The following is a 25,513-nucleotide window of genomic DNA, read 5'->3' on the forward strand; positions in this document are numbered from 1 at the left end:
TGTCTCCTCGGAGGTGGTGGTTCGGTGTGTCACCGAGGAGACGTCCGACCCGGGCGTTCGGTTGCATCCCGACCGGGATCAGTGCGGACTGTCGCAGTAGAAGGCGTCCTGGTTGCCGATCGTGCCCTTGAACGTCCGCACCATCGGCTTCCAGCTGGGCAGGGTGTGCGCGCTGTAGGAGAGGGCGATCTGGGTGGGGTGGCCGTCGGGGGTCTTCGCCCGCACCCGGTCCACGCGGAACGTCAGCCGGGCCGCGCCGTCCGCGGTGCCGGCCCAGCAGCCCTCGGCCCGACGCCCGTGGCGGGCCTCGGCGCGCCCGATCGCGCTGCCGACCGAGTGGCCGGCGTAGCGGGTGACCATGTTGGGCACGGCGCCGATGCTGCCTGCCCACGGGGCGTCGAGCACGAACGACAGCCCGTGCGTCAGACGCGTCGGCATCCGGAAGGTGACCTCGTGGTCGGCACCGACCTTGCGGACCCGGGAGGTCCAGACCGTGTCACCGGCGCCGTTGATCGCGTGCTGCAAGCCGACCGAGCAGTCGTCACACCCCTGGAGGACCACGGTGAGGTCCGTCCGGTGGACCGCCTGCCGCGGCGCGGCCGCGGCCGCGTGGGTGCTCTCCACCGTGCCGCCGACGGCGACGGTGCCCGCCAGCGCCCCCAGTCCCGTTGTCAGGGCCGCGAGCATGGTCGCCGTACGTCGTCCCGAGATCGTGCGCATGTGTCTCTCCTGGTGTCCTGGGGCACCGGATGGTGCCCACTTGAGGGAGACGCCTCGACCCGGCCCTGGTGTTGCACCCGATCGAGAACCGGTCACGACAGGGGGACGTTCGCCTCCAGCTCGGCGAGCCAGGCGGCCGGGCTCGCGTCGGACGGCATCCGCCAGTCGCCGCGCGGCGACATGGTGCCGCCGTGGCTGACCTTGGGACCGTTGGGGAGCGCCGAGCGCTTGAACTGGCTGGCGAAGAACCGCTTCACGAACACCACCATCCAGCGTCGGATCGTCTCCAGGTCGAACTCGACGCGCCGGTCCTCGGGGTAGTTCGGCGGCCACTCCCCCGCGTCGGCGTCGTGCCACGCGTGCCAGGCCAGGAACGCGACCTTGCTCGGCACGAAGCCGTTGCGCAGCGTCTGGAAGATCGAGAAGTCCTGCAGGGAGTAGGGCCCGACCGACTGCTCGGTGGACTGGGGCAGCTGGTCCTCGCGGGTCGGGATCAGCTCGGGAGTGATCTCCTGCCCGACGATCTCGATGAGGACGTCGTTGGTCTCCTGGCCGAACTGATCGCTCGCGACCACCCACCGGATCAGGTGCTGGATGAGCGTCTTCGGTACGCCGGCATTGACGTTGTAGTGGGACATCTGGTCGCCCACGCCGTACGTGCACCACCCCAGCGCGAGCTCGGAGAGGTCGCCGGTGCCGAGCACGATGCCGCCGCGGTGGTTGGCGAGCCGGAACAGGTAGTCGGTGCGCAGGCCCGCCTGGACGTTCTCGAACGTGATGTCGTAGACCTCCTGCCCCTGGGCGAACGGGTGGCCGAGGTCGGTGAGCATCTCCCGGGCCGCGCCGGTGATGCCGATCTCCTCCATGGTGATGCCGAGCGAGTCCGCGAGCCGCCAGGCGTAGCCCTTGGTGCGCTCACCGGTCGCGAAGCCCGGCAGCGTGAAGCCGTGGATGTCGGTGCGCGGTCGCCCGAGGCGGTCCATCGCCTTGGCCGCGACGATCAGCGCGTGGGTGGAGTCGAGCCCCCCGCTGATCCCGATGATCACCTTGGGCTGGAAGTCCCCGCCCCCGATCGCCTCGAGCCGCTGCTCCAGGCCGGACACCTGGATGTTGTAGGCCTCGTAGCAGTCCTGGGCCAGCCGCTCGGGGTCGTCCGGCACGAACGGGAACCGGTCGACCTTGCGACGCAGCCCGATGTCGCCGGCCGGCGGGGCGAGCTCGAAGCCGACCGTCCTGAACGGGCTTCCGGTGGTTGAGGTGCGAGCGAAGCGAGCGGACTCGGCGGTTGAGGTGCGAGCGAAGCGAGTGGACTCGGTGGTTGAGGTGCGAGCGAAGCGAGCCTCGAAACCACGCCGGTTGTCGTCGAACGTCCCCATCCGGATCCGCTCCATGCGCAGTCGGTCCAGGTCGACGTCGGCCACCGAGGCTCGCGGCCCGTCGGGGAACCGCTCGGTCTCGACCAGCAGCTCGCCGTTCTCGTAGACCATCGTCTGGCCGTCCCAGGACAGGTCCGTGGTCGACTCACCCTGGCCGCCCGCGGCATAGAGGTACGCCGCCAGGCAGCGGCTCGACGCGCTGCGCGCCATCAGCTGCCGGTCACTGGCCCGGCCGATGGTGATCGGACTGCCGGAGATGTTCGCGAGCACGGTTGCTCCCGCCAACGCGGCCTCGGCGCTCGGCGGGATCGGGACCCACATGTCCTCGCACACCTCGACGTGCAGGACCAGGCCGCGCACGTCCTCGGCCTCGAACAGCAGATCGGGCCCGATCGGCACCTCCTGGCCGGCGAGCACGGTCGTGCCGCGTACGTCGTCCCCGGGGGCGAACCAGCGGCGCTCGTAGAACTCGCGGTACGTCGGCAGGTAGGACTTCGGCGCAATACCGAGGATCCGCCCGCGGTGGATCACGACCGCGGCGTTGAGCACCCGGTTGCCGTGCACCACGGGAGCACCGACGACGAGCACCGGCAGCAGGTCGGCGGACTCCTCGACCAGCTCGGCCACCGCGTCCTCGACCGCCCGCAGCAGCGTGTCCTGCAGGAACAGGTCGTCGACGGCGTACCCCGACAGGCACAGCTCGGGGAAGATGGCGACCGCGACGCCGTCCTCGGAGCAGGCGCGCGCCTGGTCGATCACGGCGCGGACGTTGGTCGCGGGGTCAGCCACCCGGATCGGCACCGTGCAGGCGGCGACCCGGGCGAAGCCATGGGCATAGGCGGAGTAGAAGTCCACGAGTCGGAGTTTCCCACGCGCCCGGCCCCCACACATGCCGGACTCGTGTGGTCCAGCGAGCGCCAGGTCGCACCCGTGGTGTCACGCGGCCACGGGCCGGTGCGCGAGCCCGTCCGGGTCGTGTGCCTCAGCACGGGCCATGGGTCGTTCTCAGGCACACGACCCGACAGCCGTGGAGGGCGATCTGGTTGGCGTCAGTGTGGCGGCCGCGCCAGGACCGACCACGCGGTGGCGTCGACGGTGAACGGACCGTCCGGGAGCAGCTCGGCGCACCGCGCGCGGAGCCGCTCGCGCCCCTCCTCGCCCAGCCTGTTGACGTGGTCTCCGGCGGGGCCGACCCCGAGCGTGTAGGGCTCCCACCACTCCTCGAACGAGGCGTAGGGCACCGTGACCGTGATCGTCCCCTCCCGCACGTCGCGCAGTCCTGCCTCGCGAGCGAGCGTGCCGAGGTCTCCCTCGCCGGTGCCGGGGAGCGCCGCCTCGTCCGCCGCCTCCGGATCGAGGTCCTTGGCCGCCTGCCAGAACGTCGAGAGCGGCCCCGTCGCCGTCGCGTGGTTCCAGACGGTCGCGGCGACCAGGCCGTCGGCGCGCGCGACGCGACCCATCTCCTGCAGGCCTTGCACCGGGTCTGACATGAAGTGCACGACGAGGTTGGCCAGCACGACGTCGTACGCCGCGTCCGCGAACGGCAGCGCCTCGGCCCTGCCGTACCGGACGTCGACCCCCGGGCACCGCACGCGTGCGGCTTCGACGAACGACGGCGACGGGTCGATCGCGTCGACGTTGTCCGGGCCCAAGCGCTCGACGAGGCGGGAGGTCAGGACGCCAGGCCCGCAGCCGACGTCGACCACGCGCTGCCCGGCACGTACGCCGGCGATCTCGACGAGGCGGTCGGCGAGCGGCTCGGAGTAGCGACCCATGAAGCGGGCGTAGGAGTCCGCGGCGACGTCGAAGGCCATGGGCGACTGTAAGCCCGATCACCCCGCCAGGTCAGGGGCCAGCGACTCCAGCTCGACGGTCCCGGCGACCCGGCTGACGAGTGAGAGGCGGCCGGACGCGGGCTGCCACGCCACGACCCGCCACGGGATCCCGGGGTCGTCACCGAGGACCGCGACCCGCAGCAGCACGGTGCCGTCCTCGAGCAGCGCGAGCACCCCGAGCCCCCCGTTGCTGTAGTTCGCGTCGTGGTCGCGCACCCGGAGCACACGGCGCGGCGTCAGGTCCCCTCGCTCGGCCACGTACACCCCGAACGGATGGCCGTCGTACGACGTGCCCACCACGACGGCACGTCCGGCCCGCAGCTGCATCAGGCGTCCGGTCTGAGCCATGACGACCCGGCGCGGCTCCTCCGTGGCCCAGTCCGTGAGCCGGTTGGGGTAGCGCCAGTCGGCGCTCTCGACCACGGCGCCGTCCGGGTCCACCGTCCACCAGAAGCTGGAGCTGCTCGGGTACGGCGTGCGCTCGGCCGCACCGGACGCGACGTCGACCAGCCACCCGCCCGCCTTGTCGTCGAGCAACAGCGTCTGGCGGTCGACCCAGCGCCAGCTCGAGTAGTCCCACGGGTGGGCGCGTGCCGGCATCGGGATCTGGGTGCGGCGACCCGAGCCCAGGTCCCACACGTCAACGCCCACTGCGGTCTCGACCGCGAGCCGGGTCCCGTCCCGCGTGAGCTCGGTGCCCCCGAAGCTGCGCTTCGGCGGAGCGGGGACCCGGCGCCACGACCCGTCGGGGGTCAGCAGGAGCACCACGTCCCCGACGTACGCACTGAACACCGCGGCCGCGACGGGCCGGTCCGCCAGGCGCGGCGCGGCGGCCGGCGGGTCGATGACCCTCGGCAGTCCACGCGCGACGTCGGCGGGTGCTGGCGGCAGGTCGCCGACGCCGCGCGGGTCGAAGTGCGTCGGCGCGACGACCCGCCCGGGCGCAGACGCGACCGTTGGTGTCGGGGCGGACGGCGGCGCGACCCGGTGCGCAGGGTCCTGGGGCGCTGCGGCCGAGCAGCCGGTGAGCACCAGCGCGACCGTCGCGCCCACCAGTCTCATGACGGGGCGAAGGTGACGAGGTCTCGGGCGAAGCTCGCCGCACTGTCGGGGTCGCCGTCCACCGACGTGACGAGAGCCAGGTCACCCGAGACCGGGTTCCATTGCACGACCCACCATCGGGCGCGGTCGCCGCCTGTCGGTGGGGCCACGCGTAGGAGTGCGGACCCGTCGTTGAGCTCACTCATAGGCCGCACGTCCCAGCGGGCGGCCTCGTCGCTGAGAACAGGGAGCCCGAGGGTCCATGCCTGGGCGCGCACGAGGCGGTCGGTCGCCTGCTTGTCGGTCCCCCGATCGACGTCGAGCACCCACGCGCCGTCACCGTCCGTGACCAGCAGGTCTCCCTCGTCGAGCCACTGCATCCCCAGGCCGGGCACGTTGCGGGCCGGACGGTAACCGGCCGGCAGCGGCAGGTGCTTCTGAGTCCCCGTCGCGAGGTCGACCATCACGACGCCGGTCGCGTCCGCCACCGCCAGCCGCGTACCTGCCGGTGACAGCGCCGGTGACGGCTGGGTCTTGCCGTCGACCACGACGCAGTGCCACCGCCCGTCGATGCCGAGGAGCAGGACGTCGGCGCCGTCATCGACGGCGAGCACAGCCGCGTCGACCGGGTCGTCCTCGACGTGTGGTGCAACCTCAGGGACCTGCAGCTCATCCGGAAGCAGCGTCGCCACGTCCGCCGCGGCAGCCGGAAGGCTCTCCACCCCACGCGGGTCCCAGGGCGCCTCGCGAGCCGGGTCCGACTGGGTGTGCGACGCAGGAGGCAGCTCGCGGGTCTGCGGGTCATCGCCGCCGACGACCTGCAGGGAGATGACTACCGCGACTACGGCCGCTGCCGCCGCGACACCGGCGACGAGCCCTCGCTGGCGAGCACGCCGGCGGCGCGCCCGGGCGAGCACTCCGGCGTGGTCGACGTGCGACTCGATCGCGTCGGTCGCCCGGTCGAGCAGATCCTCGAGCCCCTTCATCGCGTCCTCCCGATGAGGTCGAGCAGCTCCGGGGCGCCGTCGCGCAGGCGCGCCAGGGCGGCGGCGTTCTGGCTCTTCACCGTGCCCGGCGCGACCCGCAGGATCGCGGCGGTCTCCTCGACCGACAGGTCGTCGAAGTGGCGCAGCACCACCACCGCCCGCTGCGCGGGGGTGAGGCGCTGGAGTGCGCGGCGTACGACCATCGCAGCGTCGGGGTCGCTCGAGACCACCGCCGCAAGCGTCACCTCCTCGACCGGGACCTCCCGGCGTCGTCGCCACCACGAGATCTGGTCACGGACGAGGATGGTCCGGGCGTACGCCGTCGGGTTGCCCTCGCGCAGGCGGTCCCACCGCATCGCCACCTTCACGAGCGCCTCCTGGACGAGATCCTCGGCTCGATGAAGATCACCGGTGAGCAGGTACGCCGAACGCAGCAGCCGGCGCTCGACGCCGGCCGCCCATGCGGTGAACTCCTGCTCGTTCATCGGCCTCCTCACTCCCTGAACGCTCGCACGCCCCCGTCGGGTTGGGGCCAGTTGCGATGAGTTCTCACCGGCGCGCCGGTCAGACGGTCATGCCCGAGATCAGCACCTGCCTGTGGTTCGACGACAACCTCATGGAGGCCGTGGAGCTCTACACCGCGGTCTTCCCCAACTCCGAGATCCGATCGGTTGCGCACTACGACGACGGCCGGGTGCTCGCAGCGGAGTGGACCCTCGACGGACAGCCGTTCCGCGGCATCAACGGCGGCCCGATCTACGCCGGGTTCACCGAGACGATCTCGATCAGCGTCAGCTGTGCCGACCAGTCCGAGGTCGACTACTACTGGGACACGCTGGTCGACGGCGGCCGGCCCGATCAGTGCGGGTGGCTCAAGGACCGGTTCGGACTGTCCTGGCAGATCATCCCGACCCGGCTCTACGAGCTCCTGTCCGACCCCGATCGCGCCCGGGCGGGTGCCGCCTCCGACGCCATGATGCAGATGGAGAAGATCGTCATCGCCGAGATGGAGGCCGCTGCCGATGCCGCCGCCGGCACCGCCGGGTGACGATCGACACAGGAGTGAACCCGCCGGTACGCGGCTAGCCTGACGAGCGGTCCGTGGACTCCACCAGGGAGCTGCGAGATGACGTCAGGGAGCACGCATGAGCACCGAAGAGACGCCCCCGTACGGTTCCGGGGTCTCGACCGCATCGACCGCCGGCGCCGCGCCGATCAAGCGGATCCGCACCCACCACCTGCGCGAGATGAAGCAGCGCGGCGAGAAGTTCGCGATGCTCACCGCCTACGAGCAGTACGCCGCGCAGACCTTCGACGAGGCCGGCATCGAGGTGCTGCTCGTCGGTGACAGCGCCTCCAACAACGTCTACGGCAACGAGACCTCGCTGCCGGTGACCGTCGACGAGCTGATCCCGCTCGCGCGCGCGGTCACCCGGTCCGTGCGCCGCGCCCTGGTCGTGGCCGACCTGCCCTTCGGCTCCTACCAGGCCTCGCCCGAGCAGGCCTACCTGACCGCCGTACGGTTCATGAAGGAGGCCAACGCCCACGCGGTCAAGCTCGAGGGCGGCATCGAGATGGTCCCCCAGGTGCGCAAGCTCACCGAGGGCGGCATCCCGGTGATGGCGCACATCGGCTTCACTCCCCAGTCCGAGCACAACCTCGGCGGCTACCGGGTCCAGGGGCGCGGCGACGCGGCCGCGAAGGTGGTCGCGGAGGCCCGCGCGATGGAGGAGGCCGGGGCGTTCGCGGTGGTGATGGAGATGGTGCCCGGCGACGTGGCCGCCGAGGTGACCGAGGCCGTCTCGATCCCGACGATCGGCATCGGCGCCGGCGTCGAGTGCGACGGTCAGGTGCTGGTCTGGCAGGACGCGTTCGGCCTCCGCTCGGGCCGGATGGCGAAGTTCGTCAAGCAGTACGCCGACCTGCACGGTGTGCTCCTCCAGGCTGCCCGTGACTACGCCGCGGACGTCAAGGCCGGCACCTTCCCCGGCCCCGAGCACACCTTCTAGCGCTCAGCGCACCTCGAGCACGACCAGCCGCACGCCGTCGTCGGACCGGCGGACGAAGGCGACCCGGTGGCCGTCGGCGACCGGTGCGCCCACGGTTCCGGGCACGCGGGCCCCCGGCAGCCGTACGGCGTCGCCACCCCCCGCCGGCGCGACGAGCAGACCCTGCGCGGGCGCCGACCACAGCACGAAGCCGTCGCCGGCGCGCAGTGCGTACCCCGTCGGAGCGGTGCGGACCACCGCGGCCTGATCCGGGTGCGCCAGGTCGAGGGAGTGGATCGTCACGGGGTCGGCCAGCTGGTGCCCGCCGTCGGCACGTTCGGACCAGGTGAGCGTCGACCCGTCGACGTCCGCCTCCACGACGAGCCCGTCCCGGGTGAGATCCCGTACGCCGCCCCGCGCGCGCAGCACCAGGTCCTCCCGGTCCATCCCCCGCACCTCCACGCTCGAGATCCGTTCCAGCACCATCGCGTCGTCGACGATGCCGACCAGGTTCGACCGGCCGACCCTCCCCCGACGCTGCGGGTCCGCGCCGGGCTCCCACGTGTAGGCGACCCCGCCCAGCGACGGGTCGCTCGGCTGCAGCACCCACCCGGCGCCACCGTCCGCGGTCACCGGCGAGGGTGCCCAGCTCGAGATGCCCGGCACGGACTGCGCGAGCACCCGCCGGCCACCGTCGAGGCCGACGGCCACGAGCCTCCACGCGGCCGGTGGACCGGCGTCCAGCGTCCCCGGCCGCGTGTCCACGACCAGGACCCGGCCGGCGAGCTCCGCCGCCCCGGTGATCTCCCCGCCGTCGTACGCCGAGCGGTAGAGAGTGCGAGGCGTGCCGCCGTCGAGGTCGGCCACGACCACCCGCCGCGCCCCGTCCCCCCAGTCGTCGGTGCGGGCGACGAGCCACGCGACGTACGTCGGGCCCAGCCCGAGCACCTGCACCCGGTGCGGGTCCACCGGCCAGGACGCGACCTCGGAGACGACGAGCGACCGGGCCTGGTCGGCGACCGTCGTGGCGGGACCCGTCGGCCGGTCGTCCTGGCACGCTGCACAGCTCAGGACCGCAGCCACGGAGAGGAACAGGGCCAGAGCCCGAGCGCGCACCATGCCGCTGGGACGGGCCCCTGGCCGCGGAAGTTGCCTGACATTTGTCATGCCGTCCTCGTGACGCTCGGGCGAGGGTCGCGCCGGTCGCAGCCGCCAGGCTGGGGCCATGACCTCGACCGACACCCTCACCACGGGTTCCCAGCGGGCCGCATCCGGCCCGCACCCGGCGGTCCGCCTGTCGGGAGTGACCAAGGACTTCGGCTCCGTGCACGCCGTGCGCGGGATCGACCTGGAGCTCCAGCAGGGCGAGATCGTCGCGTTCCTCGGCCCCAACGGCGCCGGCAAGACGACCACCATCGACATGATCCTGGGGCTCTCCCACCCCACGACCGGCACCGCGCAGGTCCTCGGGCTGCAGCCGCGCGAGGCCATCGCCCGCGGCCTGGTGTCCGCGGTCATGCAGACCGGTGGGCTGCTCAAGGACCTCACGGTCCGCGAGACCGTGGAGTACACCGCGAGCCTGTTCGCCGACACCCGCCCGGCCGCGGAGGTGCTCGAGGACGCCGGCATCACCGCGATCGCCGACCGCCGCGTCGCCAAGTGCTCCGGGGGCGAGCAGCAGCGGCTGCGCTTCGCGATGGCCCTGCTCTCCGACCCCGCGCTGCTGCTGCTCGACGAGCCGACCACCGGCATGGACGTCGAGGGCCGCCGGGCGTTCTGGTCCGCGATCCGGCGCGACGCCGAGCAGGGCCGCACGGTGCTGTTCGCGACGCACTACCTCGAGGAGGCCGACCAGTACGCCGACCGGATCGTGCTGATCAGCCAGGGCCGCATCGTCGCCGACGGCACCGCCTCGCAGATCAAGGCCCTGGCCTCGGGCCGGACCGTGCGCGCCACGCTCCCCGGTGCCGACCCCGGACCGCTCGCGGCGATCGACGGCGTGACCGGCGTCGAGCTCCGCGGCGACACCGTGCTCGTGCACACCCGCGACAGCGACGCCGTCGCCCGCCACCTCCTGACCCACACCCCCGCCCGCGACCTCGAGATCACCTCGCACGGCCTCGAGGACGCGTTCATCAGCCTGACCGGAGACGCCCGATGACCACCACCAGCGCCATCACGATCGACCCGACCGCCCGGCGGGTGCCCCCGCTCGGCGGCTTCAGCCGCAAGGTGCTGCGCATCGAGCTGTTGCGCATGCTGCGCAACCGCCGGACGGTGATCTTCACGATGATCTTCCCGGCCGGGCTCTACTTCGCGATCACCGGCAGCGACACGACCTGGAACACCCCGATCGGGTCGGGCAACGAGGCGGCGTACATCCTGATCTCGATGTCGCTGTACGGCGCTGCGCTGATCGCGGCTGCGTGCGGCGCGATGGTCGCCACCGAGCGGGCCCTGGGCTGGTCGCGCCAGCTGCGCCTCACCCCGCTGAACCCGGTCGCCTACGTGACGATGAAGGCGTTGGTGGCCCTCGTGATGGGCGCGCTCGCGATCGCGGTCGTCAACGCCTGCGGTGTCCTGCAGGGCCGTGCCGACATGCCGAGCGGTGTGTGGCTGGGCGCGGCGGCCGTCACGCTGTGCTGCACGCTGACGTTCGCCGCCCTGGGCGTGTTCATCGGCTACATCGTCCCGGGCGAGAACGCCATGCAGCTGCTCGGTCCCGGCCTGGCCCTCCTGTCGTTCCTCGGTGGCGTCTTCTGGCCACTCAACGAGGGCAGCGGGCTGTGGCACGTCGCGGTCTTCACCCCGATGTACGGCGTCGCCGAGGTCGCGCGCTCCCCGTTGACCCACGAGCTCCCGTGGTACGCGCTCGTCAACGCCGTCGGCTGGCTCCTGGTGTTCGTCATCGGCGCCGCGTGGCGGATGAGCAAGGACACCGCCCGCGTCTGAGGCATCGAGGTGACTAGTCTTCCGAGCATGAGCGAGGTGCCGCCCAACCGCGCCGGTCGGGCGGCACCACTCTTCGCCGGCATCTGGCTGTTCTTCCTGGTCGACCCGCTGCTGGAGGGGTGGACCCACCGCGACCAGCTGAGCGGCGTGTTGGGCATCGTGTCCACGGTCGTGTTCGCGACGGTCTACATGACGCTGTGGACCCGCATGCGCTACGACCGCACCCGCCTGGACGGCGAGCCACCGCTGTCGTTCACCGCCCCCTACCTCGCAACGCTCGCCCTGCTCGGCGCGGTGATGGTCGCGTGCCTGGGCGAGAAGGGCCTCGCGAGCGTCGTCTACATCGCGGTCGCGGCGGTCATGGTCTTCCCCCTCCGGCTGGCGGTGCCGGTGGTCGTCGCCCTGATGGCGGGGTCGCTCGGGCTCAGTGCCGTCGAGGACTGGGGCAGCCAGATCGGCCTGGCCTTCGGCATCATGGCGGCCTCGGTGGCGATCTTCGGGATGCGGACCGTCATGCGCCGCAACATCGCGCTGCTCCGCGCCGAGCAGGAGAACGCCAGCCTCGCGGTCGAGAACGAGCGCACCCGCTTCGCCCGCGACCTCCATGACATCCTGGGCCACTCGCTGACGGTCATCACGGTCAAGGCCGAGCTCGCCCAGCGGCTGCTCGACCAGGACACGCTCGAGGGCCGCGAACGGGCCCGGGCGGAGCTCGCCGACCTCGAGCGGCTCAGCCGCGACGCGCTCGCCGACGTACGCCGTGCCGTCGAGGGCTATCGGGACCTGACGCTGCCCGGGGAGCTGGCCCGCGCCCGCGCCGCTCTCACGGCAGCCGAGATCGACGCCCGGCTGCCGAACTCCGCCGACGAAGTGCCGACCGAGCTGCGCGAGCTGTTCGCATGGACGGTGCGCGAGGGCGTGACGAACGTGATCCGCCACTCCCGCGCCCGCACGTGCGAGGTGCGGCTCACCCCGTCGGCCGCGGAGGTGCGTGACGACGGACAGGGCTGCCCCGGCGCGGCCGCCGGCGGCTCGGGCCTGGCCGGTCTGCGCGAACGGGCGGCCGCGATCGGCGCCACCGTGGTCACCCGGGACCTCTCCCCCGGGTTCAGTCTGCAGGTGCTCCGATGATCCGGCTGCTGCTCGCCGACGACCAGGCTCTCGTGCGTGGCGCGCTCTCCGCGCTGCTCAGCCTGGAGCCCGACCTGGAAGTCGTCGCGGAGGTCGGCTCGGGCGACCAGGTGGTCGCGGCCGCGCTCACCCACCATCCCGACGTGGCGCTCCTCGACGTCGAGATGCCCGGCATGGACGGCATCACCGCGACCGCGGAGCTCCGGCGCGCGGCCCCGGAGACCCGGGTGCTGATCGTGACGACGTTCGGCCGGCCCGGCTACCTGCGCCGCGCCCTGCAGGCCGGCGCCTCGGGGTTCGTCGTCAAGGACACCCCGGCGGCCCAGCTCGCCGACGCCGTACGCCGGGTGCACGCCGGACTGCGCGTCGTCGACCCGGCCCTGGCGACCGACAGCCTCGTCGCGGGCGAGTCACCGCTGACGGCACGGGAGACCGAGGTGCTCCAGGCCGCCCGGGACGGCTCGTCGGTGGCCGTGATCGCCACCCGGCTGTTCCTCTCGGAGGGCACCGTGCGCAACCACCTCTCGGCCGCGATCGGCAAGACCGGCGCCACCAACCGGGCCGAGGCCGTCATCACCGCGGAGGGCAACGGATGGTTATGACGTCGCGGACGGGGAACGGTCGGACCATGCGCACCCTCGCTCTCGGAACCCTGGCCGCGCTGGCCGCCACGCTGATCACGCCTGCCGTCCACGCGCAGGCCCCCGCCCCCGACCGTGCACCTCGGCAGACAGCCGACCGGGCCGCGGTGCCGACGCTGCGCGTGACGAAGCTGGTCACGGGCCTGGACCACCCCTGGGACGTGCGCCCGATCGGCGGCGGCCGCCTGCTCTTCACCCAGCGTGACCGGGCGACGGTGTCGTTGTGGGCCGACGGCCGGGCGCGCACGATCCGCGACTTCCCCACCGACTCGGTGTGGGTGTCCGGGGAGACCGGCCTGCTGGGGCTCGAGGTCGACCCGGCATTCGCCACCAACCACCGGTTCTTCACCTGCCAGGGCGGCACCACCAGCGGCGGGCACGACGTACGCGTGATGCGCTGGACGCTGAGCGACGACCTGCTCTCGGTGACCGGCGGGCGCGAGCTCCTCGGCGGGTTCCCGGCCACGAGCGGCCGGCACGGCGGCTGCCGGCTCCTCGCCGTCGGACCCCGGCTCTACGTCGGCACCGGCGACGCCGCGACCGGGACCAACCCGGAGAACAAGTTGTCGCTCGGCGGCAAGACCCTGTGCCTGCTGGCCGAGACCGGCAAGCCGTGCCCGGACAACCCGTTCGTGCGGGCGGCCAACCACGACAAGCGCTACGTGCACACCTACGGCCACCGCAACGTCCAGGGGCTCGACCAGCGTCGCGACGGCACGTTGTGGTCGGTCGAGCAGGGCACCTACCGCGACGACGAGGTCAACCGGTTGCGCACGGGCGGCGACTACGGCTACAACCCGGTGCCCGGCTACAACGAGTCCGTGCCGATGACGGACCAGTCGCTTCCCGGGCACCAGATCCCCGCCGCGTGGCACTCGGGCGACCCGACCCTGGCCACCTCCGGCGGCGGCTTCGTCTACGGCAAGGGCTGGGGCGCCTACAACGGCAGCTTCGCGGTCGCCGCGCTCAAGGCCGAACGGGTGCTGTTCTTGAAGTTCTCCGCCGCCGGCAAGCTGCAGAAGGTGCGGGTCCCGGCCGCGCTGCGTCACTTCGGCCGGATCCGCACGGTCGTCGACGGCCCGGGCTCGGTCATCTACGTCACCACCGACAACGGGAACGGTGACGACTCGATCCTCGTTGTCCGTCCTAGACCCTGATCAGGACGACGAGAGAGCGGTGACGACCACCCGGTGGACCAGCAGACCCTGATCAACCTCGCCCTGGTCGTGCTGTTCGTCCTGGTGGGAGGTGTGTTCGCCGGCACGGAGATCGCGCTGGTCTCGCTGCGCGAGGGGCAGGTCAACGCGCTCGCGGAGCGCGGGGCGCGCGGCGCCCGCGTCGCCGCCGTGGCGCGCGACCCCAACCGGTTCCTGGCTGCCGTGCAGATCGGGGTCACCCTGGCCGGGTTCTTCTCGGCGGCGTACGGCGCCTCCACGCTGGCGCCGGACTTCGCGCCGGTGCTCGAGCACGCCGGGCTCGGCGAGGACGCAGCCGACACCGTCGCGCTGGTCCTGCTCACGCTGTTCATCGCCTACCTCTCGCTGGTGTTCAGCGAGCTGGTCCCCAAGCGTCTCGCCCTGCAGCGGGCCGCCGGCGTCGCCTACCTGGTGGGTGCGCCGCTGGACCGGTTCGCGACCGTGATGCGACCCGTGGTGTGGCTGCTGTCGGTCTCGACCGACGCCGTCGTACGAGTCTTCGGAGGCGACCCCGGCGCGGCCGCGGAGGACCTGAGCGACGAGGAGCTGCGCTTCCTGGTCGACCGCCACGAGGGGCTCGCCGACGACGAGCGGCGCATCCTCGCGGACGTGTTCGACGCCGGCGACCGGTCGCTGAGCGAGGTGATGCGGCCGCGCGGCGACGTCACGTTCCTGTCCGCGAGCCTCAGCGTCGCCGACGCCGTCGAGACCGCACGCACCAGCCCCTACTCACGCTTCCCGGTCATCGGGTCCGGCCTCGACGACGTGCGCGGCTTCCTCCACGTGCGCGACCTGCTCGGTGCCGACCCTGCGCTGCAGGTGCGGGCGCTGACCCGGGAGATCCCGCACCTGCCCGCCACCAACCGGCTGCTGCCCTCGCTGTCGCGGATGCGCGCGGAGGGCAGCCACATCGCCGTGGTCGTCGACGAGTACGGCGGCACCGACGGGATCGTCACGCTCGAGGACCTCGTCGAGGAGCTGATCGGCGAGATCCACGACGAGTACGACCTGGCCCAGCCCGAGGTCGACGGCGAGGTCGACGCCGGCCTGACGATCGAGGAGTTCACCGAACGCACCGGCGTGCTGCTCGAGGACGGCCCCTACGAGACCGCAGCCGGGTTCGTCGTCCACCTCCTCGGCCGGCTCGCCGTCCCCGGCGACACCGTGGTGGTCGGCGACCACGAGCTGGTGGTCGCGGCCGTCGACCGGCACCGGATCACCCGGCTGCGCGTGCGCCCGCACGAGGCCTGAGTCACCGGCAGCCGCCTCAGGCGCTCCAGCCCAGGACCGCGGCGCCGAGCGTGACGGCCGCGAACCAGAACACCACCGCGAACACCGCCAGGACCGGCACCCAGCGCGGGTGCGGCGACCACCAGGCGCAGGCCACCACGAAGAGCACCACCCACACCCCGAGCAGCACCACGACCGCCCACCAGGGGGCGACCAGCCCGCTCGCGGCGTACAGGAAGAACGCGCACGCCATCCCGGCCATCCCCACGAACGGCCACGGGGAGACGTCGGGGCGCCCGCGGGGGCGCCGCCCCGGCTTGGTCACGTCCGGACCTACTTCTCGACGTCGTCGTTCCAGTTGGGGTCGTTGTCCCAGTCCTCGTTGCGCAGCTCCGCGGTCTCGAGCGCGTGCTCCGCCTCCGCGCGGGACTCGTAGGGCCCCAGGCGGTCGATCGGCGGGCACAGGTTCGACTCGTCCTCGACGCGCTTGTGGCGCACGCAGTACCAGAACTGGCTCATGCCGACCGAAACTACACTCGTCGGGTGACTCCCCCGCTCCGCGCCGTGCCCGCGTCGATCCCGCGACCGGAGTACGTCGGCAAGGACGCGCCCGCTCGGTTCAACGGCAGCGAGGTGAAGGACGCCGAGACGATCGAGCGGATGCGCCTCGCGAGCCGGCTTGCCGCGCAGGCCCGCGACCTGGTCGGGTCGCACGTCGCGCCGGGCGTGACCACCGACGAGCTCGACCGGGTGGGGCACGAGTTCCTCTGCGACCACGGCGCCTACCCCTCGACGCTCGGCTACCGCGGGTTCACCAAGTCGCTGTGCACCAGCGTCAACGAGGTCGTCTGCCACGGCATCCCCGGCGACCGCGTCGTCGAGGACGGCGACATCGTGAACATCGACGTCACGGCGTACCTCGACGGCGTCCACGGCGACACCAACGCGACGTTCCTCGCCGGCGAGGTCGACGAGGAGTCCCGGCTGCTCGTCGAGCGCACGCGCGAGGCGCTGGCTCGCGGCATCAAGGCGGTCCGCCCGGGCCGGCGCATCAACGTCATCGGCCGGGTCATCGAGTCCTACGCCGCGCGGTTCGGGTACGGCGTGGTCCGCGAGTTCACCGGCCACGGCATCGGTACCGCGTTCCACAGCGGGCTGGTCGTGCCGCACTACGACGACCCGGCCTACGACACGGTGATCGAGGGCGGGATGACGTTCACGATCGAGCCGATGCTCAACCTCGGCACCCACGAGTGGGACATGGCCGACGACGGTTGGACTGTGCTCACCCGCGACCGGCGCCGCAGCGCGCAGTTCGAGCACACGCTGCTGGTCACCCCGGACGGCGCCGAGGTGCTGACGCTGCCCTGAGGCCCGCCCGACCGATGGGTGGGTCGTGTGCCTGAGGACGGTCCATGGACAGTCCTCAGGCACACGACCCGATCCGCCTCAGACCAGGTCGTCGTACGACGACACGCCGGTCTCGGCGAGGCGGCGCTCCACGCGCAGCACGGCCACCTCGTGCTCGGGGTCGCCGGTCATGGTCGCTGCGAGCCGCAGGTGCGGGAGTGCCTCGGCGTACCGGCTCTGGCGCTCCAGGCAACGCCCGAGGGCGTGGCGCACCCAGTCGTCGGCCGGGTTCTCGTCGACGAGGTCGCCGAGCTCGGCCTCGGCGCGCTGCAGCTGGGCGCGCATCAGGAACGCCCACGCGCGGAGCGTGCGCAGGCCGGTGTTGGCGGGGTCCTCGGCGAGGGCCGGCTCGATGACATCGAGGGCCTCACGCGGTGCCCGGCGGGCGAGGAGGTCGAACGCCGTGCGGTACGCCGACTCCGGGCCGGTCTGACCCGGGAAGACGACCGGCGCCTGGAGCTGGCTCATCTGCTGGTCGAAGTCGTTCACAACCCTCCAACCCCGTCCGGTGGCGGCCGATTCCCGACCGGCCGGCCGTCCCTCCTCCGGCGACCGTCCGGGCCGTAGTCCTCTACCGCGGCCACCGCCCTCAGGCCCACGCTGGGAGGAGACCCGGAAGGGAGGCACTGCCATGCAGTGGGACCTGGGACTGGAAGGGTTGGCCCTGCTCGGCGCCATCGCGTTCGTCTTCGCCGTTGCCGCCGCGTTGCTGGTCGGTGGGGACCGCTCGCGGCGGGCGAGGGCGGTGGCCGTCGACGGCGTCGCCTGCTTCGCCGTCGGGCTGATCACGAGCGAGTGGGTGTTCGGGTCGTCGACCGAGCAGGACCTGCAGCCGTACGTCGGTGGCCTCACCCGCGACGAGGTGCTGTTGTCCAGCCTGCTGACCACGATCGTGGTCGTGATCGCGATGCGGCTGCTGGCCCGCCGCGCGCACGGCCCGGTCGACCGGGTCGGCAGGAGGGCGGTCGGCCGGCATCGCGCGCTGCACCCCTGACGCTGGTTGACTCCTCCCATGTCGTTCCGCGCGCTGCACCACGCCGAGCTGCCCCTGCTGCTGCCGAACGCCTGGGACGTGCCGTCGGCGCTCGGGTTCGTCGAGGCGGGCTTCCCGGCCGTCGGGACGACGAGCTTCGGGGTGGCGACGTCCGCCGGCTATCCGGACGGCGACGGCGTCACCCGCGAGGCCAACCTCGTCCTCGCCGCGCGGCTGGCGCGGCTGCCGGTGCATGTCTCGGTCGACATCGAGGACGGCTACTCCGACGATCCCGACGAGGTCGCGGCGTACGTCGCCGCACTGGCGGAGCTGGGCGTTGCCGGGGTGAACCTCGAGGACAGCGCCGCGGGCCGCCTGGTGGATCCCGCCCTGCTCGCCGCCAAGGTCGCTGCGGTCAAGGACCTCAGCCCGGACGTGTTCGTCAACGCTCGCGTCGACACCTACTGGTTCCACGAGGACGACACGGTCCCCGCGACGGTGCAGCGGGCGCTGGCGTACGTCGAGGCCGGTGCCGACGGGGTGTTCGTGCCGGACCTGACCGATCCGGACGCGATCCGCGACGTCGCGGCCGCCGTACCCGCGCCGCTGAACCTGCTCGTCACCCCCGGCCTGGCGTTGCGCGACCTCGCTGACCTCGGGGTTCGCCGGGTCAGCACGGGCTCGCTGCCCTACCGCGCCGCCATCGACGCGGCCGTCCGGGTGGCTACCGCGGTGCGCGACGGGGATGCCCCGCCCGCGGCGACGTCGTACGCCGAAGCGCAGGCCCGGGTTCGCCGCTATCCTTGAGCCGCGGATGGGCTGGCCGGGCGACCGCGTGGAGGCAACTCCCCGAGGAAGGTCCGGGCTCCACAGGGCAGAGTGGTGGGTAACACCCACCCGGGGTGACCCGCGGGACAGTGCCACAGAGAACAAACCGCCTCTCCCCGCTCCGGCGAGGAGGGGTAAGGGTGAAACGGTGGTGTAAGAGACCACCAGCGACCGGGGTGACCCGGCCGGCTCGGTAAACCCCACTTGGAGCAAGGTCAAGAAGTCCCGTGCTTGCACGAGATGCGCGCATGTTCGAGGGCGGCCCGCCCGAGTGCGCGGGTAGACCGCTGGAGGGTGTCGGCAACGGCACCCGTAGATGGATGGTCGCCCCCCGGCTCGCCGGGGACAGAACCCGGCCTACAGGCCAGCCCGTCCGCACCACCACCTTGCACCGGCGAAGAGCACCAGGCATCGCGGGGCGCCGTAGTCTGCGGGCCATGTCCACGACCGTCCTGCTCGCGGTGACGCCCCGGGTGCCGGTGGATCCAGGCGTGGGGTCGGAGGAGCATCTGCCGCGCGAGGTCGCCGACCTGCTCACGGCGGCCGGTCAGCGAACGGGGCACGGGTACTCGCGCACGGGCACCGAGCCATGGCGGTGGCGGTTCCACCTCTCCGGCCCCGACCGTGCCCAGGTGGGACAGGAGCTCGTGGAGAAGCTGAGACGCCTCGGCTGGGACGCTGACCTGTGGATCACGAGATGAGCGCGTACGCCGCCGGCCCTGGCACGGTGGTTGAGGTGCGAGGCCGCTAGGCCCGCGGAGTCACGGTGGTTGAGGTGCGAGGGCCGCTAGGCCCGCGGAGTCACGGTGGTTGAGGTGCGAGGGCCGCTAGGCCCGAGCCTCGAAACCACCACCGCGTCGGCAGGGCGCTGGACCACGGTGGTTGAGGTGCGAGGGCCGCTAGGCCCGCGGAGCACGGTGGTTGAGGTGCGAGGGCCGCTAGGCCCGCGGAGCACGGTGGTTGAGGTGCGAGGGCCGCTAGGCCCGAGCCTCGAAACCACCGCAGCGTCGGCAGGGCGCCGGATGCACGCCGGCCTACAGGTACGCCCGGGTCGTCGTTGCTGAAAGGCGAGGGACGTGGTCACCGTCCGCTGTGGTCACCCGAGGGTGGTCACCGCGGTCTCTCGGCACCAGGTCCGTGGTGGGTTGCTGTGCTGTGGTCGTCGTTGACGACCCGGGATTCCTCCTGCCGACCCTGACCCCGACGGGTACTCGCGGATTTTACCTTCGGAGTGCCCAGAACCCTGTGGATACCCGGGTTCTGGGCCCTCGACTGTCGGCGGCCAGTGCTGGGATAGGTCCATGGCAGCCACCCCGATCGAGACCACCGGACCGGACACCCCGGCCCGGGTCCTGGCTGCCCTCGAGACCAACCACGCAGAGCTGACCGACCGGGAAGTCCGCCAGTTCGAGATGGCCGTCGACTGGGCCACCGCAAACCCCGCCGACGCCCTGGACGACGCAGCCACCGTGGAGGGCACACAGGGTGAGCTCGCGATCGCCGGTCCCGGTGCACCCCTGGTCGCGGAGTTCTGCGTCGCGGACTTCGCCCTCGCCCTGGGCATGACCACCGACGCCGGCCGCTCCTATCTGGGGGATGCGGTCGAGGTCCGCCACCGGCTCCCCCGCCTGTGGGCCCGGGTGATGGCCGGGCAGGTGCCGGTGTGGCGGGCCCGGCGGATCGCCACCAGCACGATGTCCCTCCCGCCCGAGGCGGCCGACCACGTCGACACGCACCTCGCCCCGCTCGCGCACCGGCTCACCTGGGCCCAGCTCGACCGGACCGTGGAAGCGGCCCGGGGGTTGTTCGACCCGATCGAGGCCGAGCACCAACGCCTCTTGGCCGCGGAGGGCCGGTTCTTCGACATCGACACCCACCACGCCACCCTGGAGGGCACCGCCACGATCCGCGGTGAGCTCGACCTCGCCGACGCCCTCGACCTCGACCACGCCCTGGCCACGGGTGCGCAGCAGCTCGCCGACCTCGGCTGCACCGAGTCCCTGAACGTGCGCCGCGCCCTGGCCGCCGGAGCGCTGGCCCGCGGCGACCTCATGCTCGCACCCGACACCACGGCCGTGAGCGTCCAGCCGGCCAGGAAGCAGCGGGAGCTGGTCGTCTACGTGCACCTCTCAGAGTCCGCGCTCGCCGGGGTGGAGAACACCCGCACCCACGTGGTGGTCTCACAGGTCGAGGGCTGGTGCGCCACCGCCAGCGGACCCGTCACCATCCGACCGGTCCTCGACCTCAACGAGCACATCGAGGTCCCCGGCTACACGCCCTCGAAGACCCTGCGCGAGCAGATCATCGCGACCTACCCGACGTGTTTGTTCCCTGGCTGCAGCCGCCCCTCCCGTGGCTGCGACCTCGACCACGTCATCGCCTGGGACGAGGGCGGGCCGACGTGCAGCTGCAACCTGGTGCCCGAGTGCCGGTTCCACCACCGCTTGAAGACCCACGGCGGCTGGACCCTCCACAGGGTCGGCCACCGGCTGCTGGTGTGGACCAGCCCCCACGGCCGGACCTACACCCGACATACCTGACCCACCCGACCCCGCCGGCCACGGCCCGCGGGGCCACTCCCATGCCCCCGCCCCGACGGCGCCCGCCAGCGTGGTTTCGAGGCTCATCAGCGCTCCTCACACCTCAACCACCGTGTTCCGGCACCGCGACGGCGGTTGAGGTGCGAGCGAAGCGAGCCTCGAAACCCCGTCACCCAACCGGACGCCCCGACGCGGTGGAATCGGCAGGAGGAATCCCGGGTCTGCAACGACGACCACAGCACAGCAACCACACGCCCACCTCGTGCCAAGCGCCGACGACGACCACCCTCGGGTGACCACAGCGAACGGCGACCACGTCTCCTCGTTCTTCAACCACCGCAACCGGAGCCGACCCGCGGGCCGACGTACGGCCCCGGCTGTACGGCGGGTTGCACGGCCGACGAGCTCGACCTCGGCGATCGCCTGTCACCGTTCGGACGGTTCCCCGATTGCATCTTGGGTACCTGGGTGCTCATCAGACCGGCACGACGAGAGGAGATCGAGATGGCCGTCACGAGCTTCCAGGACCTGCCCCTGGCCGACCGCGAGCGCGAGTGGGACGGCGCGGCCGCCGAGAAGCGGGTGCGCCAGTGGGCGGGCGCCGAGGACGAACCCAACGAGAAGTACCGCGATGCTCATGTCTGGTACGACGCGGACAACAAGGACAACTTCACGGCGTACAAGCTGCTGATCGCCGACGTCGTCGACGGCAGGCTGACTGCGGTCCCGCGCGGCGTGATGGCCGCGGGGAACGTGATGCAGGGCTCCCGCGGTGGCGTCGACCTGCCCGATCGCGATGTCGACCGGGTCAAGAGCCACCTGGCGAAGTACTACGCGAAGATGGACGACACCGCACCCTGGGATCGCGACTGACGCGCTCGGCGAAGGTTCTCGCCGGCCCGCTCAGCCCTCGACGTCCGCCTCGGCGACGTCCTGCCCGTCGGCAGTGGTGGGGTGCTCCTCGTTGATCGCCTCGACGGCCTCGGTGAGCTCGACGTCGGTGGCCTGCGGGCGGCGGTCGAGGTGGATGCCGGCGATCATGCAGCGCACCGAACCGCCGGCGAGCTCGATCGTGGGGATGTCGACGGCGAGGATCTCGCAGGACTCCTCGATCGCCGCGACCTGCTCGGGCCGCAGGCTGCGGCGGGCGCGGCCGGACATCGCCATCACGTAGCGGCGCTTGCCCTCCGGCGTACGCCCGCACAGCTCGACCGCGTTGCCGGCGAAGTCGCGGATCTGCTGCTCGGTGAGCTCCACGATCGTGCGGCCGTTGACGCTCAACCGCTCGCGGACCTGCTCGCGGCGTTGGTGGTCAGGGATCATCTCCAGCGCGATCAGCGCGACGTCGGTGCCGACGCAGGCGAGGACGTTGGTGTGATAGACGGGTACGCCGTCGGAGTCGACGGCCTCGAAGGCCATCGGCTCGTAGTTGAAGTCGCTGCAGAACCGCTCCAGGACGTGGGTGTCGGCGCGGTGGCTGACGGCCGTGTACGCGACCCGCGAGACGTGGTCGAGCACCATCGCGCCGGTGCCCTCGAGGAAGATGCCGTCCGGCTCGAGACCCGAGTAGTCGACGATGGTCTGGGTGCGGTACTCCGACTTGAGCATCTCCAGCACGTCGGCGCGCCGCTCGTGGCGGCGGTTCGAGGCGTACATCGGGTAGACCGCGACATAGCCGCCCGCGTGGGTGGAGAGCCAGTTGTTCGGGAACACGCTGTCGGGCCGGGTGTGGTCCTCGTCGCGGAACACGTGGACGCGTACGCCGGCGTCGCGAAGCGCCTGCGCCAGCGCGTCCATCTCGGCCAGCGCCTTGGTCGACGTCGCGTCCTCGGACTGGCCGGCGGGCACGTCGCGTTGGAACGCGTTGTCGGCGGCCGTGGCCGGGTTGGGGACGAATCGCTCGGCGCGGACCAGGATGACAGCGGACGGGGCTTGGGCACTCACGGTCGCCGAATGTAGGCCATCGAGGCCCGAGTCCTCGCACCAGCGGGGCCCTCCGGGCAGTTCTGCCGAGGTGCTCGAGATCCCCTATGTGGGGGACGACACCGGGCAGGTCCAGGACGAGCATGGAAGTCGACGGCGCCGCCCCTAGTCGGTGCTGTCGGGCCCCGGCCCGGTGCGCGCTCACGGCTCACCCGCCGGGGCTCCTTCGGGCCCGCGCGGGCGCCCGTCGCCGGCTCGGCTGGGCGACGCTCAGCTGGTGGCGCTCAGCTGGTGGCGCTCAGGGCGGCCGGCGCGGCCGCCAGGTGCGAGGCGAACCAGTCGTTCGCGAGCTCGCAGACCCGCTCGAGCGCGTTGGGCTCGGTGAACAGGTGGGTGGCCCCGGAGACGACCGACATGCGGGTGCGGCACTGCATGCGTGCCGCCGCCCAGCGGTTGAGCTCCAGCACGGTCGGGTCGGCGCTCCCCACGACCAGCAGGGTCGGTGCGGTCACGCGTGCGAGCGCGTCGCCGGCCAGGTCCGGGCGACCGCCGCGGGACACGACGGCCCGGACGAGCCCGTCGAGCTCGGCAGCCGAGCGGAGGGCGGCCGCGGCACCGGTGCTGGCGCCGAAGTAGCCCACCGGCAGCCCCGCGAGCTCCGGGGAGGCCGCGAGCCACCGGGTCGCGGCGCTGAGCCGGGCCGCGAGCTCGTCCACGTCGAGGACGCGCGTGCACGAGGACTCCTCGGCGGGCGTCAGCAGGTCGAGCAGGAGCGTGGCGAACCCGGCGCGGGAGAGCCGCCGCGCAACGTGCACGTTGCGGGGACTGTGCCGGCTGCTGCCGCTCCCGTGGGCGAAGATCACGATGCCGCGCGGGTCGTCGGGGATCCGCAGCGTGCCGGCGAGCAGCGCGCCCCCCGTGGAGATGCGGACCGTCCGACCGCCCGGGTCGGAGCCGTTTCCGCGGCCCTGATCGAGCAGCCGGACGACCTGGTCGTCGGTGGTGGTCCGGAAGTCCCGGTAGTGGGCGGCGACGGTGGTGAACTCCGCCGGCATCTCGACGTACACGACCTCGTCGGCCCCCAGCGAGCGCGCGTTGATGCCCGGCGCGACGACCGGCGTCGCGACCACGACGTACGCCGCTCCCACCTCGCGCGCGACCTGGCAGGCGGCTGCGGCCGTGGCGCCCGTGGCGATGCCGTCGTCGACGATGAGGGCCACCCGACCGGTCAGGTCCAGGGGGGCGCGTCCGCTGCGCAGCTGCGTCGCACGATCGCGCAGCAGCGCCCGCTCCTGGTCGTCGAGCTCGGGCTCGCCGGGCAGGCCGGGCTTGCGCACGACGATCACGTCCAGGGGCGCGCGCAGCTCGTGAGCCACCTCGGCAGCGACCGGCACGCCTCCCCGGGGCAGCCCGAGCACGACCACGTCGGTGCCCGCCAGGTGGGACACCAGCGCAGCCAGCCGACGACCACCATCGATCCGGTCGAGGAACATCTGGGACACCTCCTGCCCTGTCCTCACCACGGTCTCCCGGGGCCACCGAAGCCAGACAGAGCCCCACGGCCCAGGGGCCCGAGACCTTCTGCCCAACCTGGCGGGGCCTCCGGCGCCGCCCCGAGGGACTACTCGACGGGCTGGGCGGACCCGTTCGCGGAGGACACGGCGGCCCGCAAGGGGGCTGCCGCGGCCGTCTCGCCTGCCGCCTGCGTCTCACGGCGCAGGAAGGCCCCGAGGTCCCCGATCGTGCTCATCAGGGGCGCCGGGAAGACCACCGTGGTGTTCTTGTCCACGCCGATCTCCACCAGGCTCTGGAGGTTGCGCAGCTGCAGTGCGAGCGGGTGCTCCACCATCATGTCCGAGGCCTCGCCGAGGGCTGCGGCGGCCGCCGCCTCACCCTCCGCGGCGATGATCTTGGCCCTCTTCTCGCGCTCCGCCTCGGCCTGGCGGGCCATCGCCCGCTTCATGCTCTCGGGAAGCGTGATGTCCTTGAGCTCGACCAAGGTCACCAGGACGCCCCAGTCGGTGGTGGTGCGGTCGAGGATCTCGCGGATGTTGACGTTGATGGCGTCGGTGTCGGTCAGGGTCTGGTCGAGCGTGTGCTGACCGACGACGTTGCGCAGCGTGGTCTGGGCGATCTGGTTGATCGCGGAGCCGACGTTCTCGATCGCTAGCACGGACTTCACGGCGTCCATCACGTGGAAGTACGCCACCCCCGCCACGTCGATGCTGACGTTGTCCTTGGTGATGATCCCCTGGGACTGGATCGGCATCGTCACGGTCCGCAGCGAGACCTTCCGCATGGTGTCGATCACCGGGATGATCGGGCGCAGGCCGGGCTCGCGCACCCGGTGCAGCTTGCCGAGCCGGAACTGCACACCCTTCTCGTACTGCTGCACGACCCGCAGCGATGCCAGCAGGAAGACCACTGCGAGCACCCCGATCACGACCAGCACCGTCAGCCACACACTCATCGTCGTCTCCTCTCGTGGGCGCCGAGCGCCACCGCCGAGGCAAGGTGGGCTCGGACGAGGTCACGCGCGACCTCCCGAGACCCGCCGGATGTGCGGGCTCATCGAGCACATGCGTCGCGGACGAGGGGCGGGCGAGGAGCATCGTGAGACCTCTGTCACCACGTTCGCCCTCCCCCGGCTACGCCGACAGGGGCCCGCGGCCCGGGGCCCGGGAGACCTAGGTCCCCACGGCCACGCGTCGGCGGCTCCAGCCGATCCGGGCCCCACGCGCCC

Annotated in this window: 27 protein-coding genes and 1 other RNA gene; 15 read left to right on the forward strand and 13 right to left on the reverse strand. The window is 72.3% G+C overall.

All coding sequences use genetic code 11. The features are described 5' to 3' along the window. Window positions 1-78 precede the first annotated feature (78 nt). The 6 genes from AC3ANS_RS13375 to AC3ANS_RS13400 form a co-directional block, all read right to left on the reverse strand. Window positions 79-720 (reverse strand): hypothetical protein, encoded by a 642-nt coding sequence (locus AC3ANS_RS13375; RefSeq protein WP_488292084.1) that lies wholly within the window; start codon window positions 718-720, stop codon window positions 79-81. 92 nt (window positions 721-812) lie between these two features. Next, window positions 813-2,951: an NAD(+) synthase gene (locus AC3ANS_RS13380; protein WP_488292085.1), complete on the reverse strand. Its 2,139-nt coding sequence runs from the start codon at window positions 2,949-2,951 to the stop codon at window positions 813-815. 194 nt (window positions 2,952-3,145) lie between these two features. Then, window positions 3,146-3,910, reverse strand: coding sequence for a class I SAM-dependent methyltransferase (locus AC3ANS_RS13385; protein WP_488292086.1), 765 nt, complete (start codon window positions 3,908-3,910; stop codon window positions 3,146-3,148). An 18-nt stretch (window positions 3,911-3,928) separates the two neighbouring features. Next, complete coding sequence (locus AC3ANS_RS13390) at window positions 3,929-4,993, reverse strand: hypothetical protein (RefSeq protein ID WP_488292087.1); 1,065 nt, start codon at window positions 4,991-4,993, stop codon at window positions 3,929-3,931. Continuing rightward, entirely contained in the window at window positions 4,990-5,958 is a 969-nt protein-coding gene (locus AC3ANS_RS13395; protein ID WP_488292088.1) for a hypothetical protein, read from the reverse strand. Before AC3ANS_RS13395 ends, AC3ANS_RS13390 begins: the two co-directional genes overlap by 4 nt. After that, window positions 5,955-6,443, reverse strand: coding sequence for a SigE family RNA polymerase sigma factor (locus AC3ANS_RS13400; RefSeq protein WP_488292089.1), 489 nt, complete (start codon window positions 6,441-6,443; stop codon window positions 5,955-5,957). Before AC3ANS_RS13400 ends, AC3ANS_RS13395 begins: the two co-directional genes overlap by 4 nt. Window positions 6,444-6,532: 89 nt before the next feature. Here AC3ANS_RS13400 and AC3ANS_RS13405 point away from each other — a divergent pair, with 89 nt between their 5' ends. Then, window positions 6,533-7,006, forward strand: a complete 474-nt coding sequence (locus AC3ANS_RS13405; RefSeq protein ID WP_488292090.1) for a VOC family protein — start codon at window positions 6,533-6,535, stop codon at window positions 7,004-7,006. Window positions 7,007-7,103: 97 nt separating this feature from the next. After that, window positions 7,104-7,967 carry a 3-methyl-2-oxobutanoate hydroxymethyltransferase gene (panB, locus tag AC3ANS_RS13410; RefSeq protein ID WP_488292091.1) on the forward strand — a complete coding sequence of 288 codons (864 nt, stop codon included), beginning with the start codon at window positions 7,104-7,106 and terminating at the stop codon, window positions 7,965-7,967. 3 nt (window positions 7,968-7,970) lie between these two features. Here panB and AC3ANS_RS13415 read toward each other — a convergent pair whose 3' ends face one another. Next, the gene (locus AC3ANS_RS13415) at window positions 7,971-9,065 is read right to left on the reverse strand and encodes a hypothetical protein (protein WP_488292092.1); all 1,095 of its coding nucleotides are present in this window, start codon (window positions 9,063-9,065) and stop codon (window positions 7,971-7,973) included. Between the two features lie 106 nt (window positions 9,066-9,171). Between AC3ANS_RS13415 and AC3ANS_RS13420 the strand changes: the two genes are divergently transcribed. Genes AC3ANS_RS13420 through AC3ANS_RS13445 form a run of 6 tightly spaced genes read left to right on the forward strand, consistent with a single transcriptional unit; the run spans window position 9,172 to window position 15,117 of the window. Next, window positions 9,172-10,107 carry an ABC transporter ATP-binding protein gene (locus tag AC3ANS_RS13420; protein ID WP_488292093.1) on the forward strand — a complete coding sequence of 312 codons (936 nt, stop codon included), beginning with the start codon at window positions 9,172-9,174 and terminating at the stop codon, window positions 10,105-10,107. Continuing rightward, window positions 10,104-10,898: an ABC transporter permease gene (locus AC3ANS_RS13425; RefSeq protein WP_488292094.1), complete on the forward strand. Its 795-nt coding sequence runs from the start codon at window positions 10,104-10,106 to the stop codon at window positions 10,896-10,898. Before AC3ANS_RS13420 ends, AC3ANS_RS13425 begins: the two co-directional genes overlap by 4 nt. Before the next feature lie 27 nt (window positions 10,899-10,925). Then, window positions 10,926-12,029 (forward strand): sensor histidine kinase, encoded by a 1,104-nt coding sequence (locus AC3ANS_RS13430; RefSeq protein ID WP_488292095.1) that lies wholly within the window; start codon window positions 10,926-10,928, stop codon window positions 12,027-12,029. Then, entirely contained in the window at window positions 12,026-12,631 is a 606-nt protein-coding gene (locus tag AC3ANS_RS13435; protein ID WP_488292096.1) for a response regulator, read from the forward strand. Before AC3ANS_RS13430 ends, AC3ANS_RS13435 begins: the two co-directional genes overlap by 4 nt. A 26-nt stretch (window positions 12,632-12,657) precedes the next feature. Further along, on the forward strand, window positions 12,658-13,827 hold the full coding sequence (locus tag AC3ANS_RS13440; protein WP_488292097.1) for a PQQ-dependent sugar dehydrogenase: 1,170 nt from the start codon (window positions 12,658-12,660) through the stop codon (window positions 13,825-13,827). A gap of 33 nt (window positions 13,828-13,860) precedes the next feature. Then, entirely contained in the window at window positions 13,861-15,117 is a 1,257-nt protein-coding gene (locus AC3ANS_RS13445) for a hemolysin family protein (protein WP_488292098.1), read from the forward strand. A gap of 16 nt (window positions 15,118-15,133) precedes the next feature. Here the strand turns inward: AC3ANS_RS13445 and AC3ANS_RS13450 are convergent, their stop codons facing one another. Beyond that, window positions 15,134-15,421: a hypothetical protein gene (locus AC3ANS_RS13450; protein ID WP_488292099.1), complete on the reverse strand. Its 288-nt coding sequence runs from the start codon at window positions 15,419-15,421 to the stop codon at window positions 15,134-15,136. An 8-nt stretch (window positions 15,422-15,429) separates the two neighbouring features. After that, on the reverse strand, window positions 15,430-15,615 hold the full coding sequence (locus AC3ANS_RS13455) for a hypothetical protein (RefSeq protein WP_488292100.1): 186 nt from the start codon (window positions 15,613-15,615) through the stop codon (window positions 15,430-15,432). Window positions 15,616-15,639: 24 nt separating this feature from the next. Between AC3ANS_RS13455 and map the strand changes: the two genes are divergently transcribed. Further along, window positions 15,640-16,467 carry a type I methionyl aminopeptidase gene (gene map / locus AC3ANS_RS13460; protein ID WP_488292101.1) on the forward strand — a complete coding sequence of 276 codons (828 nt, stop codon included), beginning with the start codon at window positions 15,640-15,642 and terminating at the stop codon, window positions 16,465-16,467. A 78-nt stretch (window positions 16,468-16,545) separates the two neighbouring features. On the opposite strand, the gene AC3ANS_RS13465 is transcribed toward map, so the two are convergent. Beyond that, window positions 16,546-16,995, reverse strand: coding sequence for a tetratricopeptide repeat protein (locus tag AC3ANS_RS13465; protein ID WP_488292102.1), 450 nt, complete (start codon window positions 16,993-16,995; stop codon window positions 16,546-16,548). 142 nt (window positions 16,996-17,137) lie between these two features. Between AC3ANS_RS13465 and AC3ANS_RS13470 the strand changes: the two genes are divergently transcribed. The 6 genes from AC3ANS_RS13470 to AC3ANS_RS13495 all read left to right on the forward strand — a co-directional run bounded on the left by AC3ANS_RS13470 (window position 17,138) and on the right by AC3ANS_RS13495 (window position 21,720). Further along, the gene (locus AC3ANS_RS13470) at window positions 17,138-17,500 is read left to right on the forward strand and encodes a hypothetical protein (protein ID WP_488292103.1); all 363 of its coding nucleotides are present in this window, start codon (window positions 17,138-17,140) and stop codon (window positions 17,498-17,500) included. A gap of 18 nt (window positions 17,501-17,518) precedes the next feature. Next, window positions 17,519-18,286, forward strand: a complete 768-nt coding sequence (locus AC3ANS_RS13475) for an isocitrate lyase/PEP mutase family protein (protein ID WP_488292104.1) — start codon at window positions 17,519-17,521, stop codon at window positions 18,284-18,286. Between the two features lie 8 nt (window positions 18,287-18,294). Further along, window positions 18,295-18,683, forward strand: an RNA gene (gene rnpB / locus AC3ANS_RS13480) — RNase P RNA component class A. Window positions 18,684-18,744: 61 nt separating this feature from the next. Further along, window positions 18,745-19,008 carry a hypothetical protein gene (locus tag AC3ANS_RS13485; RefSeq protein ID WP_488292105.1) on the forward strand — a complete coding sequence of 88 codons (264 nt, stop codon included), beginning with the start codon at window positions 18,745-18,747 and terminating at the stop codon, window positions 19,006-19,008. A gap of 600 nt (window positions 19,009-19,608) precedes the next feature. After that, window positions 19,609-20,847, forward strand: a complete 1,239-nt coding sequence (locus AC3ANS_RS13490; protein ID WP_488292106.1) for an HNH endonuclease signature motif containing protein — start codon at window positions 19,609-19,611, stop codon at window positions 20,845-20,847. A 504-nt stretch (window positions 20,848-21,351) separates the two neighbouring features. Then, complete coding sequence (locus tag AC3ANS_RS13495) at window positions 21,352-21,720, forward strand: hypothetical protein (RefSeq protein WP_488292107.1); 369 nt, start codon at window positions 21,352-21,354, stop codon at window positions 21,718-21,720. 30 nt (window positions 21,721-21,750) lie between these two features. Here the strand turns inward: AC3ANS_RS13495 and ctlX are convergent, their stop codons facing one another. From ctlX to AC3ANS_RS13510, 3 genes are all read right to left on the reverse strand, one after another. After that, window positions 21,751-22,791 carry a citrulline utilization hydrolase CtlX gene (gene ctlX / locus AC3ANS_RS13500; protein WP_488292108.1) on the reverse strand — a complete coding sequence of 347 codons (1,041 nt, stop codon included), beginning with the start codon at window positions 22,789-22,791 and terminating at the stop codon, window positions 21,751-21,753. 263 nt (window positions 22,792-23,054) lie between these two features. Then, entirely contained in the window at window positions 23,055-24,263 is a 1,209-nt protein-coding gene (locus tag AC3ANS_RS13505) for a phosphoribosyltransferase family protein (RefSeq protein WP_488296494.1), read from the reverse strand. A gap of 128 nt (window positions 24,264-24,391) precedes the next feature. Beyond that, the gene (locus AC3ANS_RS13510; RefSeq protein WP_488292109.1) at window positions 24,392-25,240 is read right to left on the reverse strand and encodes a slipin family protein; all 849 of its coding nucleotides are present in this window, start codon (window positions 25,238-25,240) and stop codon (window positions 24,392-24,394) included. Between the last annotated feature and the right edge of the window lie 273 nt (window positions 25,241-25,513).

The organism is Nocardia sp. 149-1B (assembly GCF_057747975.1).

Bases quoted from the DNA above. Each gene is read 5' to 3' on its own strand.
- AC3ANS_RS13375 (WP_488292084.1), bottom strand. From the start codon at position 720: ATGCGCACGATCTCGGGACGACGTACGGCGACCATGCTCGCGGCCCTG.
- AC3ANS_RS13385 (WP_488292086.1), bottom strand. From the start codon at position 3,910: ATGGCCTTCGACGTCGCCGCGGACTCCTACGCCCGCTTCATGGGTCGC.
- AC3ANS_RS13390 (WP_488292087.1), bottom strand. From the start codon at position 4,993: ATGAGACTGGTGGGCGCGACGGTCGCGCTGGTGCTCACCGGCTGCTCG.
- AC3ANS_RS13395 (WP_488292088.1), bottom strand. From the start codon at position 5,958: ATGAAGGGGCTCGAGGATCTGCTCGACCGGGCGACCGACGCGATCGAG.
- AC3ANS_RS13400 (WP_488292089.1), bottom strand. From the start codon at position 6,443: ATGAACGAGCAGGAGTTCACCGCATGGGCGGCCGGCGTCGAGCGCCGG.
- AC3ANS_RS13405 (WP_488292090.1), top strand. From the start codon at position 6,533: ATGCCCGAGATCAGCACCTGCCTGTGGTTCGACGACAACCTCATGGAG.
- panB (WP_488292091.1), top strand. From the start codon at position 7,104: ATGAGCACCGAAGAGACGCCCCCGTACGGTTCCGGGGTCTCGACCGCA.
- AC3ANS_RS13415 (WP_488292092.1), bottom strand. From the start codon at position 9,065: ATGGTGCGCGCTCGGGCTCTGGCCCTGTTCCTCTCCGTGGCTGCGGTC.
- AC3ANS_RS13420 (WP_488292093.1), top strand. From the start codon at position 9,172: ATGACCTCGACCGACACCCTCACCACGGGTTCCCAGCGGGCCGCATCC.
- AC3ANS_RS13425 (WP_488292094.1), top strand. From the start codon at position 10,104: ATGACCACCACCAGCGCCATCACGATCGACCCGACCGCCCGGCGGGTG.
- AC3ANS_RS13430 (WP_488292095.1), top strand. From the start codon at position 10,926: ATGAGCGAGGTGCCGCCCAACCGCGCCGGTCGGGCGGCACCACTCTTC.
- AC3ANS_RS13435 (WP_488292096.1), top strand. From the start codon at position 12,026: ATGATCCGGCTGCTGCTCGCCGACGACCAGGCTCTCGTGCGTGGCGCG.
- AC3ANS_RS13440 (WP_488292097.1), top strand. From the start codon at position 12,658: ATGCGCACCCTCGCTCTCGGAACCCTGGCCGCGCTGGCCGCCACGCTG.
- AC3ANS_RS13455 (WP_488292100.1), bottom strand. From the start codon at position 15,615: ATGAGCCAGTTCTGGTACTGCGTGCGCCACAAGCGCGTCGAGGACGAG.
- AC3ANS_RS13470 (WP_488292103.1), top strand. From the start codon at position 17,138: ATGCAGTGGGACCTGGGACTGGAAGGGTTGGCCCTGCTCGGCGCCATC.
- AC3ANS_RS13475 (WP_488292104.1), top strand. From the start codon at position 17,519: ATGTCGTTCCGCGCGCTGCACCACGCCGAGCTGCCCCTGCTGCTGCCG.
- AC3ANS_RS13485 (WP_488292105.1), top strand. From the start codon at position 18,745: ATGTCCACGACCGTCCTGCTCGCGGTGACGCCCCGGGTGCCGGTGGAT.
- AC3ANS_RS13490 (WP_488292106.1), top strand. From the start codon at position 19,609: ATGGCAGCCACCCCGATCGAGACCACCGGACCGGACACCCCGGCCCGG.
- AC3ANS_RS13495 (WP_488292107.1), top strand. From the start codon at position 21,352: ATGGCCGTCACGAGCTTCCAGGACCTGCCCCTGGCCGACCGCGAGCGC.
- AC3ANS_RS13505 (WP_488296494.1), bottom strand. From the start codon at position 24,263: ATGTTCCTCGACCGGATCGATGGTGGTCGTCGGCTGGCTGCGCTGGTG.
- AC3ANS_RS13510 (WP_488292109.1), bottom strand. From the start codon at position 25,240: ATGAGTGTGTGGCTGACGGTGCTGGTCGTGATCGGGGTGCTCGCAGTG.